General features: G+C 71.6%; 12 protein-coding genes. 3 read left to right on the forward strand and 9 right to left on the reverse strand.

Annotation, left to right across the window (positions count from 1 at the left end):
• Positions 1-64: 64 nt before the first annotated feature.
• The 6 genes from LDO26_RS12440 to LDO26_RS12465 all read right to left on the reverse strand — a co-directional run bounded on the left by LDO26_RS12440 (position 65) and on the right by LDO26_RS12465 (position 6,219).
• Positions 65-616 carry a YdeI/OmpD-associated family protein gene (locus LDO26_RS12440; RefSeq protein ID WP_232131415.1) on the reverse strand — a complete coding sequence of 184 codons (552 nt, stop codon included), beginning with the start codon at positions 614-616 and terminating at the stop codon, positions 65-67.
• A gap of 83 nt (positions 617-699) precedes the next feature.
• The gene (locus tag LDO26_RS12445; RefSeq protein WP_232131416.1) at positions 700-1,746 is read right to left on the reverse strand and encodes a S66 peptidase family protein; all 1,047 of its coding nucleotides are present in this window, start codon (positions 1,744-1,746) and stop codon (positions 700-702) included.
• Between the two features lie 107 nt (positions 1,747-1,853).
• A complete protein-coding gene (locus LDO26_RS12450) occupies positions 1,854-2,660 on the reverse strand; it encodes a UDP-2,3-diacylglucosamine diphosphatase (protein ID WP_232131417.1) in 807 nt (268 codons plus the stop codon).
• Entirely contained in the window at positions 2,657-4,354 is a 1,698-nt protein-coding gene (gene olsF, locus LDO26_RS12455) for a bifunctional ornithine lipid synthase OlsF (protein ID WP_232131418.1), read from the reverse strand. Before olsF ends, LDO26_RS12450 begins: the two co-directional genes overlap by 4 nt.
• A gap of 143 nt (positions 4,355-4,497) precedes the next feature.
• Positions 4,498-5,079, reverse strand: a complete 582-nt coding sequence (locus LDO26_RS12460; protein WP_232131419.1) for a hypothetical protein — start codon at positions 5,077-5,079, stop codon at positions 4,498-4,500.
• Between the two features lie 237 nt (positions 5,080-5,316).
• Entirely contained in the window at positions 5,317-6,219 is a 903-nt protein-coding gene (locus LDO26_RS12465; protein ID WP_232131420.1) for a LysR family transcriptional regulator, read from the reverse strand.
• Positions 6,220-6,515: 296 nt separating this feature from the next.
• Between LDO26_RS12465 and LDO26_RS12470 the strand changes: the two genes are divergently transcribed.
• Both LDO26_RS12470 and LDO26_RS12475 read left to right on the forward strand, forming a co-directional pair.
• Positions 6,516-7,250 (forward strand): SDR family oxidoreductase, encoded by a 735-nt coding sequence (locus LDO26_RS12470; RefSeq protein WP_232131421.1) that lies wholly within the window; start codon positions 6,516-6,518, stop codon positions 7,248-7,250.
• A 50-nt stretch (positions 7,251-7,300) separates the two neighbouring features.
• On the forward strand, positions 7,301-7,786 hold the full coding sequence (locus LDO26_RS12475) for a nuclear transport factor 2 family protein (RefSeq protein ID WP_232131422.1): 486 nt from the start codon (positions 7,301-7,303) through the stop codon (positions 7,784-7,786).
• Between the two features lie 24 nt (positions 7,787-7,810).
• On the opposite strand, the gene LDO26_RS12480 is transcribed toward LDO26_RS12475, so the two are convergent.
• A complete protein-coding gene (locus LDO26_RS12480; protein ID WP_232131423.1) occupies positions 7,811-8,785 on the reverse strand; it encodes a DUF2268 domain-containing putative Zn-dependent protease in 975 nt (324 codons plus the stop codon).
• 383 nt (positions 8,786-9,168) lie between these two features.
• Between LDO26_RS12480 and LDO26_RS12485 the strand changes: the two genes are divergently transcribed.
• On the forward strand, positions 9,169-10,065 hold the full coding sequence (locus tag LDO26_RS12485; RefSeq protein ID WP_232131424.1) for a type II toxin-antitoxin system RelE/ParE family toxin: 897 nt from the start codon (positions 9,169-9,171) through the stop codon (positions 10,063-10,065).
• Positions 10,066-10,868: 803 nt separating this feature from the next.
• Here the strand turns inward: LDO26_RS12485 and LDO26_RS12490 are convergent.
• Positions 10,869-11,195 carry a hypothetical protein gene (locus LDO26_RS12490; protein WP_232131425.1) on the reverse strand — a complete coding sequence of 109 codons (327 nt, stop codon included), beginning with the start codon at positions 11,193-11,195 and terminating at the stop codon, positions 10,869-10,871.
• Positions 11,196-11,271: 76 nt separating this feature from the next.
• A complete protein-coding gene (locus LDO26_RS12495; RefSeq protein WP_232131426.1) occupies positions 11,272-11,988 on the reverse strand; it encodes a DUF4329 domain-containing protein in 717 nt (238 codons plus the stop codon).
• Positions 11,989-11,998: the final 10 nt, after the last annotated feature.

Consider the following 11,998-nt stretch of genomic DNA (forward strand, 5'->3'; position numbering starts at 1 on the left):
ATCGACACGCGCCCATCGACATGCATCCCATGTCCGCGCACCGAAGCCACGTGCCCGATTGTTTTTACTTCTTCGCCGCCTCCGGCGCGCTGAACTGCTTGCTGTAGATCCCCGAGCGATCGAAGCAGCAGACACGACGCTTGCCGGAGGCAAGCATGTCGCAGCCGCTTGCGACGCGTCGCTCGCGCGTCTCCGCCTTCCTGCCGGAAGTGATCCATTGGATCCAGTCGCGGCGCGCGACCGACGTGAGGCTGGACCAGACGGTGCGCGCCCCGGGATTGGCCGCGAGCGCCTTGCGCAGGTCGGGCGGAACGCGCGGTTCGGGTTCCTGCGCCATCGCTGCGATTTCCAGCGTGACGGTGTCGTCCACGTCGGCACCGGCGGCCTCCCGCAACGCCTTGCCGACCTTCAGCCAGTGGCTGCCCTGGCCGTCCGGTTCGAGCGTCGCCTGGAAGGAATGACCGCCCAGCATGCCGTCGATGGTGACCTGCCCCCGCGTCGGCAGCTTCGCGCTCGCTTCCGCGGGCAGCACGAGAAAGGTCCAGGCGGCGCCTTTCGGGCGCGCCGGCCGCAGCAGGGGCGCCTCGAAGCGGATCGTTCCGGTGGGCTTGGCCATCGCCCTACGTTAGCACCGGCGCCGGTTGCCGGCGCCCGGCCCGGTCGGCGCGTTTCCGGCAGCTGTCCGCAACCCGGCCGGGATCAGGACCGGAACACCGGCGCCAGCATCCGGAACGTGCCGGCGTCGGCATCCATCTCCACGCGGCCGCCCACCGGCACGATGAACTGCTGGCGGATGTGGCCGATCATCGCACCGCGGTAGGCGGGGATGCCCAGCGGCAGAATGTAATCCTCCAGGATCTGCTGCACGGTCAGCGAGCCGTAGCCATCGCCGGGATTGCAGTCGGTGCATTCGCCGAAGATCAGGCCCGCGATCCGGTCGAGTGCGCCCATCAGCTTCAGCGTGCTGAACATGCGGTCGATGCGGTACGGCGCTTCGGCCACGTCCTCCAGGAACAGGATTTTCCCCGTGAAATCGGGCAGGTACGGCGAGCCGGCCAGCGCTGTCAGCACCGTCAGGTTGCCGCCGACCAGCGCGCCCTGCGCCCTGCCGCCGGCCAGGGTGACGGTGCGGTTTCGGCGCGGCACCAGCTCGTCACTGTCGTCGGGCGCGTTCTCGTAACGCATCGGTTCGCGCTCGAAGAACACGCGGCGGAACTGGTCGGCATTGAACTTGTTCCAGCTGCCCGAGCCGTTGGGTCCGTGGAAGGTGACCAGGCCGGTGCGCGCATGGATCGCGCTGTGCAGCGCGGTGATGTCGGAATAGCCCAGCAGTACCTTGGGATTACGGCGGATCAGGTCGTAGTCGAGCAGCGGCAGCAGGCGCGCCGCGCCCGACCCGCCGCGCACGCAGACGATGGCCTTGACCGCATCGTCGGCGAACATCGCGTTGATGTCGCCGGCACGCTCGGCGTCGGTACCGGCCAGGTGGCCGCGACGCGACGCGAAATGCGCGCCGGTCCTGACCTCGAAGCCCAGCGCCTGCATCACTTCCCCGGCCAGCTGCAGGGTCAGCGGTTCGTTGACCGCCGACGAGGGACTGAGCAGGCCGATGGTGTCGCCGGATCGGAGCGGCGCGGGCAGCAGCGGAGCATGCGTGCCGGCCGTCGCCGTGGCCGCACCCGCCCCGGCGGACGACAGCAACAGCGGCGCCAATGCGGCCGTGCCGATGAAACCTCGCCTGTCCATGTCGTCGCCTGCGCAGCGGTGGGGCGGGCAGGGTAGCAACCGCGCCCGCAGCCGCCAAACCGCGCCGCGGGCGCCCGACGCGGGTGCCGGGGCGGCATACCCGATGGCTACGCCGCGCGCGGCAGCGGCTGCGCCCGGACGCGCGGCGGCAACTCCGCAAGCACCTCGCCGCCGAAGGCGAGCAGGCGCAGGGTGCCGTCCTGTTCCTCGACCAGCGCGGTCAGGCTCTCGACCCAGTCGCCGTCGTTGGCATAGACCAGCCCGTCGCGTTCGCACAGCGCGGGCCGGTGGATGTGGCCGCAGACGATGCCGTCGAGGCCACGCCGCCGCGCATCGTCCAGCCCGGCCTGCACGAAACGTTCGATGTAGCGCTCGGCGGCCGCGCTGCGCCGCTTCAGGAACTCCGACAGCGACCAGTAGCGCAGGCCGAGCCTGCGCCGCAGGAGGTTCAACCAGCGGTTGCCGGTGAGGATGCGGTCGTAGAGCCAGTCGCCGAAGCGTTCCTGCAGGCCGCCGAAGTGGGTCACCGCGTCGTAGTCGTCGCCATGGGTCACCAGCAGGCGGCGGCCATCGGCGGTGACGTGGATCGCGCGGCGACGCACGCGCGCACCCGGCAGCACCGTGCCGCACAGCCGCCGCATCCCGCGGTCGTGGTTGCCGGGGATGTAGATGACCTCGGTGCCGGCGGCGCGCAGCGCATGCAGCGCCTCGACCACGTCGTTGTGGGCCTGGTGCCAGCTGGCGCGTCGCTGCGCCAGCCACCACAGGTCGACGATGTCGCCGACCAGGTACAGCCGCGCGCAGCGCAGCGTGCGCAGGAAGCGGGCCAGCTCGGCGGCGTGGCAGTAGCGCGCGCCCAGGTGGGCATCGGAGAGGAACACGGTGCGTCGATCCGGCGTGGGCAGCATCTTCATGCGGAAACTCCGGCGTGGCACAGGTAGCGTTGTCGCTTGCGCGGGCAGATCCGCTGCAGGTCGACCTCGATCAGCCCGTCGATCGAGTCGCGGAAGTCCGGGTCCACGCCGAAGGCGAGGAAGCGCGCGCCGCCGGGCTCGCACAGGTCCGTGTACTGCCGGTAGAGCATCGGCACCGAGGTGCCCAAGGCGCCCAGGTTGGCCTTGAGCACGGCGAACGCGGCATCGGCGTCGAGGTCGCCGAAGGCCGGCGGCGCGGCGGCGAAGCGGAACGGGCGCAGCGCCTGCGCAGGCGCAGCGCACGCCCCGTAGTAGCGCGTGTAGTAGGCAACCAGCTGCTCGCGCGCGGCCGGCGGCAGCGCCGCGCTGATCGACACCGCGCCGAACAGGTAGCGCACGTAGGGATAGCGGCGCAGGTAGGCGCCGACGCCCTGCCACAGGTAGTCCAGGCTGCGGCTGCCCCAGTAGTCGGGCGCCACGAAACTGCGTCCCAGCTCCAGCCCCTCGGCAATGCGCGGGATCGCCGCGTCCTGGTAGCGGAACAGCGATGCGGTATACAGGCCGGCCAGGCCGTGGCTGGCGAGCACCGACGCCCCGCGCGCGATGCGGTAGGCGCCGGCGATGCGCCTGGCCGGCGCGTCCCACACCACGATGTGCTGGTAGTGCGGGTCGAAGGCGTCGAGGTCGCGGCTGCGGCCGGTGCCCTCGCCGACCCAGCGGAAGGTCAGTTCGCGCAGCCGCCCGAGCTCGGCCAGCAGCGGCGAGCCCGCCGCGCACTGCGCGAGGCGGATCTGGCGGCCGTCGGTGGTGCTGCCCAGCAGTTCGCCGCGCTCGACCTCGGCGGCCACCGCGGCCGGGTCCTCCGGCGCGGCCAGCGGCGCCAGGGTGTCGGCGTCCGCGCCGCGGCCCAGCGCGTACAGCGTGCGCCGCACCTCGCGCAGTTGCCGCGCCGGCTCGCCGTCGCTGGCCAGCCGCAGCGGGTCGCCGATCCACAGCCGCACGGGCCGTCCCTGCCGCGCGAACATCTCCCGTACCAGCAGCGCCGTGCCCACCGGCGGAAACAGCGTGGATGCGCCATAGAACAGCGCCGAGTTGCGCGCCTCCACCCGCACCGGCAGCACCGGCGCGCCGGTCCGCCGGGCGAAGCCCACGAAGCCGCGGCGCCAGCGACCGTCGCGCACGCCGCGCAGCGACAGCCGCGAGACCTCCCCGGCCGGAAACACGATCACGCAACGCTCCTGCTGCAGCGCGCGCGCCACCGCCTGCAGGCTGCCCGGGCACGGGCGTCCGCCGAGTACGCGCACCGGCAGCAGCAGCCCGGCCAGCGGCTCGATGCCGGCCAGCATGTCGTTGGCGACGATGCACACGTCGCGACGCACGCGCCCCACGCAGTCGAGCAGGGCCAGCGCGTCGAGCGCGCCCGAGGGATGGTTGGCCACGATCAGCAGGCGGCCGTGCGCGGGGATCCGCGACAGCCTGTCCGGGTCGACCTGGTAGTCGGTGCGCAGGTAGGCCAGCGCCGCGGACACGAACTCCAGGCCACGCAGGTCGCGGTTGGCGGACAGGAAGGCCTCGATCGCGTCGAGCCGCGACCAGCGGCCGACCGTGCGCAGCAACGGCCTTGCCAGCCCGGCGCGGCGCCCCCGGAACCAGTGCGGATAACGCTGTCGCAGGCTGTCTTCGAACTGTTGCATGGCATCCAGGGAACGGCCCGTTGGCCGGAGCCTGCGCGCACTTCAAGTCCGCCGCTTGACCGTTCACCTGCAATTGGATGACAAGCCGCCGCGGGAGGCGGCCGACCTGCGGCCGCGCGGGCGGCGTCAGCCGCGCGCAGGCGTCATGGACCGCACTGCCATTGCCCGTCGAAGCCGCGGCTGGCACCGTCGGCGCGCTGGTAGGTCAGCGTGGCCGGGCGCGGCGGGGACTCGCCGCCAGCGGCCGCGGGACCGGTGACCCGGATCGCGATCGTCTTGCCCTGGCCGGTGAACGTGGCGGCGTCGAGCATGCCGTCGAACCCGCCGGGCGCACGGATCCGTTCCACGTAACCGGATACCTTCACCACGCCCTGCGCGGGTTCGTCCGCGCCGACGATCCCCATCGCAAGCAGGATCGGTGGCCCGTCGCCGGTGGAGAAGCTGCAGGCGAGCTCGCCAGGCAGCGCAGCCTCCCGCAGGTCGCTTTCGGTCAGCGTGTCGAGCTGGATCTGCGAACCATCGCCGCCGATGGTGTCGCCGGCCGCAGCCTCGGGCGCCGGCGCCGGCGCCGGCGCCGGCGCGGGGGCGTCTTCCGTCGCGACGGGAGCATCCGCGGGCTGTCCGGACTGCGAACACCCGGCCAGCAGCGCGGACGCCAGCACCGCGATCGCAATGGTGGCTGGAAGCCCGCGCGAGCGGAGCGGTGCAACAACGGACCTGGGCATCATCGGGTTTCCTCCGGGGCAGCGGGCATCGGTGCGTCGATGCGCACCGATCGTGTTGGCTCGCGCGTTAATGGGCGGTAGAGGCCGTGCCCCGGTCCGGCGCAGGGACGACAGGACGCGTGCCGCCACGCCGCGGTTCGCAGACCGGCGTGCGGTCCGGCCGCGCGCGCGTCGCGGGCGAACCGGGCGGACCCGGGTCCGGGGGCCGGCTGCGGACGATGCCCGGCACGGCGGCGGTCAATTCCCGTCACGGAACCCGCGCACGTGCTCCACCAGCGCGCGCAGTTTCGGCGGCTGGTTGTGGCGGCTGGGGAAGTACAGGTAGAAGCCGGGGAACGGCGGCAGGTAGTCCTGCAGCAGCCGCACCAGTGCGCCGCTGTCCAGCCAGGGGCGGAAGGTCTCCTCGATGCCGAAGGTGATGCCCCCGCCGGCCAGCGCGGTGCGCAGCATCAGCTGCATGTCGTTGGTGGTGACCCGCGGGTTCACCGCCACGTCGAACGCACGGCCGTCCTCCACGTATTCCCAGCGATAGGGCGCCACGCCCGGCGCCGGGCGCCAGCCGATGCAGCGGTGCGCGACCAGCTCGCGCGGATGGGTTGGCGTGCCATGCCGCGCGAGGTAGGCCGGCGCGGCCACGGTGACCTCGCGCTGCGGCCCGGTGAGCGGCACCGCCACCATGTCCTGTTCGATCACCTCGCCCAGGCGCACGCCGGCATCGAAGCCGGCGGCGACGATGTCGAACTCCGCGTCGGTGACGGTCACGTCCAGCACGATCCCGGGATGGGCCTCGGCGAAGGCCGCCACCAGCGGCCCGGACAGGAACCGCTCGGCGATCGAGGTGACGGCGACCCGCAGCAGGCCGCGCGGCGGGCCATCGTCGACCGCCTCGTCCAGCGCCGCGTCCAGCGTGGACAGCGGTTGCGCCACCTGCCGGTGCAGGCGCTCGCCGGCCTCGGTCAGGCGCACGCTGCGGGTGGAACGCTGGACCAGCGCGATGCCCAGCCCGTCCTCCAGCCGACGGATGCCCTGGCTGACCGCCGAGCGGGTGACGCCGAGCCGGTCGGCAGCAGCGCGGAAGTTGTGCGCCTCGGCCACCGCCAGGAACACGCGCAACAGGTTGAGGTCCGGGTCGGTCCGCATCGGTTAGCAAGTCTAACCAATGCGTCCAGCATGCGCGGGATTCCCTCGACACCGGGCGGCGCCTACCGTGGTTGCCGGCGCCGCGCACGGAACTCCCGGCATGCCGCATCGCCTCCCGTCCGCCGCCGCGTTACCGCACCCGGGCACCTTCCGCGCTCCCGGGTGCACGGTCGCCGGCCTCCGCATCGGCTCGCCGGCATGGCGCTGCGGCCACTGGACTGGCCATCGCGTCGTACAGCGGCGATCGAGCGTCGCGTCCCTTCCCCGCTCCCTTCATCCATCCGAGGAATCCCGACATGCACAACATCCAGGACAAGGCCGTACTGATCACCGGCGCCAGCAGCGGCATCGGCGAGGCCACCGCGCGCCTGCTGGCCGCGCACGGCGCGAAGCTGGTGCTCGGCGCACGCCGCACCGACCGCCTCGACGCACTGGCCGCGGACATCGCCGCCGCCGGCGGCACCGCGGTCGCCTGCGCGCTCGACGTCACCCGCCGTGCCGACGTGCAGGCCTTCGCCGACCGCGCGCTCGAACGCTTCGGCCGCATCGACGCCATCGTCAACAACGCCGGCGTGATGCCGCTTTCGCCGCTGGCCGCGCTGAAGGTCGACGAGTGGGACCGCATGATCGACGTCAACGTCCGCGGCGTGCTGCACGGCATCGCCGCGGTACTGCCGGCGATGCGGGCGCAGGGCAGCGGCCACGTCATCAACATCGCGTCGATCGGCGGGCTGTACGTGATGCCGACCGCCGCGGTGTACTGCGCGACCAAGTTCGCCGTGCGCGCGATCTCCGACGGCCTGCGCCAGGAGAGCGACACGATCCGGGTGACCTGCGTGTACCCCGGCGTGGTGGAGTCGGAGCTGGCGCACACGATCACCGACGCCGCGACGGCGGAGGCGATCGGCCGCTTCCGCGAGATCGCGCTGAAACCCGAAGCGATCGCCCGGGCCATCGCGCACGCGATCGGCCAGCCGGCCGACGTGGACACCACCGACATCGTCGTGCGGCCGGTGGCGAGCCCGGCATGAATGCGCCGATGACTCGCACTGCGCAATTTCCCTTCCCCTGGAGCATCCGCATGTCGATCCAGTCGCCTACCCTGCGCGCCGCCGGCGCGATGCTGCTCGCGCTGGCCCTGGCGCTGCCCGTCCGCGCGGCGGACGCCGCCACCGGTTCCGCGGCCGCCAACGCGGTGCTGGTGCGCGCGGCATTCGACGCCTGGCGCGACGGCACCGGCAGCGTGTTCGACCTGCTGGCCGACGATGTCGAATGGCAGGTCGCCGGATCCAGCCCGGTCTCGGGCATCTACCGCGGCCGGCAAGCGTTCATGGCACGCGCGGTGCAGCCGATCAACGCGCGCCTGTCCACACCGATCACGCCGGAAGTGCGGCATGTCGTGGCCCAGGACGACGCGGTGGTGGTGCTCTGGGACGGCATCGCCACCGCCCGCGACGGCAGCACCTACCGCAACAGCTACGCCTGGCACATGGTGCTGGACCGCGGCAGGGTCGTGCGCGTGGTCGCGTTCCTCGATACCTGGGCGCTGGATGCGCTGATGCGATGACCGGCCGGCAATGGATGACAGGCCCTAGGGCATCTGCATGCCCGGCCGCCATCCGCTCTCGCGCAGGAAGGCCTCTGGATCGTCCATCGCGAAGATCCGCGCCAGCGCGGCGCGCTTGTCGTCGGCGCGCTGGTAGTAGGCCTTGACGATGCGATAGCCCACCCAGTAGCCCAGGTCGTAGGGCTCGTCGGAACCCTGGCGGTAGTTGCCGATCCACGCGCCCAGGTCGGTCTTGTGCATGTCCTGCACGAATGCGGATTCGATTTCCACCTCGCGCCCGCGCGTCCAGCCGGCGTGGCCGGCGTTGCCGACGCCGCCGGAGATCAGCTCGGCGACGAACTCGGCCGCACCTTCCACCAGCGACATCCGCAACACCGTCGTCCCGGCATCGCCCGGCTCCAGATTCCGATCCGCATCGGTCTGCTGGATGTGCGCGTACTCGTGCGCCACCACGTGCACGAAGCGGTCCTCGGGATCCGGATTCATGAAGTCCGCGGCGCACAGCGCCTCCAGTCCGATCGTCACCCCGGAAGGATTGACGATGCCCACCGGCCGCCCGCGCCCGACCACGATCGCGACCGGCGGAAACCTGGCCTCGGGATACAGCCGGGACAGGGTCGCGAACGATCCGGCCAGGCGTCGCTCCACGTTCGGCAGCACGTCCAGGCACTTCCGTGCGTTCTCGTAGATCGCCGGATCGGCCGCGATCCGCTCGGCGATGCGCGCGCCGGTGACGCGCCGCATCCCGGCGAATTCCTTCAGGCTGTCCGTCCCCTGCGCCAGGTACTCGTCCAGCTGCGCCACGCTCGGGCGCCCGTCGTTGGCTTCGTACAGCGCGTAGAACCGCTCCACGTCGGCGGTGCGGAATTCCGGCCCGGACGCCGCTGCGCAGGACGCGCCGCCGAAGACCAGCGCGACCAGCAGGGCGGCCTGCCGGCGCAGTCCCGTGCGATCCGCCGACAACGGACCGGTGGATGGGGATACGAACCGCTTCGACATGGAACTGGCCTCCTCTGGACCGGGACATCGGTGATGTCCGGCAATTTCCCGGGGTGCGATCCGGATGGCGCCGGGGCCGCATCTCCGGGTCGTGGCACCTGGAAGCAGCCTGCCCCGCATCGACAGGGTCGCCGCGGGCCGAAAGTCATTGCCATGACGAAGGTCACGCCCGCATCGCGCCGGTCGCACGGATCGATGTTGCGCACGGCGGCCGGAACGGAAGCGGAACGCGGCCGGCGCGCTTGCCGCATGCCTCCACATCTCTGGAAAAACGGAACCGGAGCCGACGCCGCCGATCGCCGACGCGTTACGATGCCCCACCCCACCGCTGCACCCTCCCGATCCCCCATGAAGGCCCCCACCCCCGACGCAGCTCCGGCGGCATGAGCCAGGCCCCGCGCCGGGCGGGTGCCGGCGCCGAACCCCGGATCGAACGCCTGCAGCCGTGGATCGCCGCGCTCGTCAGCGCGCTGCTGCACGTGCTGTTCGCGTACCTGCTGATGCTGTCCCAGCCGGTCATCCCGACGACGCCGCAGGGCGCCTCCGCCGGCAGCCGCATGGTCGTGGATTTCGTCGGCATCACCCCGCCACAACCCGTGCAGGCACCCGTCGCCAGTCCGCCGCCCGCCACGTCGCCCGCGCAGGCGGCGCCCGCGGCCTCGCGCGTGCGCACCACGCGGGTCATGGATGCACCAGACCCCGCGCCGCCCGACGCGGAACAGCCCGCCGAAGCCTTGACCCGGGCCCGCAGCCCGCAGCCCGCGCCGCGCCCGGCCCCGACGCCACCGCAGCCCGTGCAGTCGCAGGCCGATCCAGGCCAGGGCCGCGCCCAGGCTGCCGCCAGCCCGCCGACGGAGCAGCGCCCGGCGCGCGTCTGGGGACAACCGCCGGGCATGCTGCCCGAAGACGCCGCGCCGGTGAACGCCGGCATGCAGCGCACCCCGCGCATCGGCCAGGGCCGCGGCCGCGACAGCGCATCGAACCAGCCCAGCATGGAAGTGGGTGGCTACCAGGTCGTCTACGACACCACCAGCGAGACCCGCCTGCGCGAATGGCGCGACGAGGGCGTCACCGAACTCTTCATCCCCCTGCCCGGCACGCGCGACTACATGGTCTGCCCACTGGAGACCGCGTTGCGCCGCGAATCCGGCAACTGCCGCATGCTCGCCCCCGAAGATCCGGAGATGGCCAACATCCGCGACTCACGCGAGGTCATTGGCTTCCACCGCGTCTACCGCCGCGGCGAGGTGGTGTGGCGAGGGCCGGGGCCGTACCGGTGAGTGGTGAGTGCCGCACGGGATGCGGCCCTGCAGCCGACCGGGCGGCGGAAAGTGGACCGGGCACCGTCAATGCATGCTGACCAGTTTCCCAGCCCCGCGCCTGAATATCCAAATCGGGAAGTGCGGTCGCAATTGCCTGAGTTGTCTCCACTGGAGTTATGCATCCCTGCAAGCCCGGCATCTGTCAAGAACGGATTAACTTAATCCGGCCGTAAACCCGATCCCGCTAGGGTTGGCAACCTGGCCAAGTCATCGAAACAGCCGCGCCGCTCGCGTCCCATGCGATATCCCCTGTTCCCCTGCGGCGACCATAGCCCGATGCGGGCGATCGGGGAAGCGCAGGGGGATCGGCCTGCCGCCCAGGCATGACGGCAGGCAGTCGCCTGATTGCCACCCGTCCACCGTGTCTCCGAACGGGCATCCGGGCGATACCGCGGAAGAGGGAAAAAAAGTTCTCACCGATGGCAGGAGAGACGGTCACTCCGACCTTGCGTAGGTCGGCCCCACGCGGCCGACGCGCACGGCGTCATGGACTTGCGAGGCGTCCTGGGACCCGCGTTCGCGCCTGGACCGAGGCCCAGGCGTCGGGGGCGTTGCCCCGACCTACGCTCGAGACCGCTGGAATCGGCGAAGAACGGAACGAAAGCGATGGCGTCGGCGGGATGAGGCGATGGCGAGGCGCCGCCCACAGTACCGACCCGCACACGACAACGCCGCCCGGAGGCGGCGCTGCGGATGCTGCTGGCGACGAGCCGTGCGCGCTTGCGACGGCCGCAGCGTCGCCCACGCGAACCACCCTTGGATCAGCGGGCGAACGCGATCCGGTCGAGGCTGTTGTCGGACGCCTTGATCCAGACGTTGAGCTCGCGGCCGTGCGCGGTGCGGCCGCCGAGCGTGGGCGCGGCTTCGTTGTCCTGGCGCGGTTCGAAGATCACCTGGAACGTGCCGTCCTGCGCGGGATGGACGTGGACGTGGAAGTTGGCGAGGTTGGCGTCGGGCTGCTTGTCCCTGAACACCGGGACGGCAGCGGCGAGTGCGGCGGCACGCGCACCGTCGAGCTCGACCGGCGCGGGGACGGTATCGGAAGCCGTGGCGGCCTGTGCGAGGTTGGCGAACGCAAGCGTGCTCATGAGCAGGATCCTGTTGAAGACCATGGCGTGACCTCCGGCGGTCGGGATGCGGGGCCCGGAGGCCCGCGACGTGCCGTCAGTTGATCACGGTGTCCTGGCGCGTGGCTGAATCATACTTGCGGAAGTCGCCGCCCGGCGTGGAGACGTAGATCACCGGGCCCCAGTAACCGCCATCGGCGACGCGCTTGTCCTGGCTGGAGAAATGGTCGCTGTTGAACTCGTCGCCGGACTTGTCGGTGCGGGTGCCGTCGCTCTTCGAGTAGTCGGCATGGCCGTGGTAGCAGGCGGCCAGCTCCAGCCCGTCGGGCTGCGGGACCTGGCTGGGATCGAAGCCGTCGAGCGTGCCGCCCATCGGCGTGGATACGAAATACTGGTCGCTGGCCGGGTCGCGGAACACCAGGCCGCCATTCTCCAGATTGGCCTGGATCGACAGCGGGTTGGAGTACTCCATCATCGCGATGGCCGCGGCGTCGCTGGATGCGAACGGACCAAGCGTGGTGCCCGGCGGCACCAGCGGCGCGACCTCGGACACATTGACCGGCACGGTGCGGTCGTTGGCGATCGCGAGCGCGGCACCCTCGGTCAGCGCCTTGTCGGTCAGGGTGCCGCCATCGGTGGTTTCGACGCCGGCCACGAGGTCATAGGCATGGTCGCGCTGCGATTCGGTGGCGTCGGCGGACACCAGGGTATCGACGACCTGCTGGTAGCGCGGGTTGTCGCGCGCCTCCGCCAGCTGTATTCCGGCGATGCCGCCGATTGTCGCGCCGGCGCCGGAGATGGAATCGAGACTCATGGGGCGGACC

Origin of the sequence: Proluteimonas luteida, from assembly GCF_021191695.1 — a bacterium.
In the GTDB taxonomy this organism is placed as follows: Bacteria; Pseudomonadota; Gammaproteobacteria; order Xanthomonadales; family Xanthomonadaceae; genus Luteimonas; species Luteimonas luteida.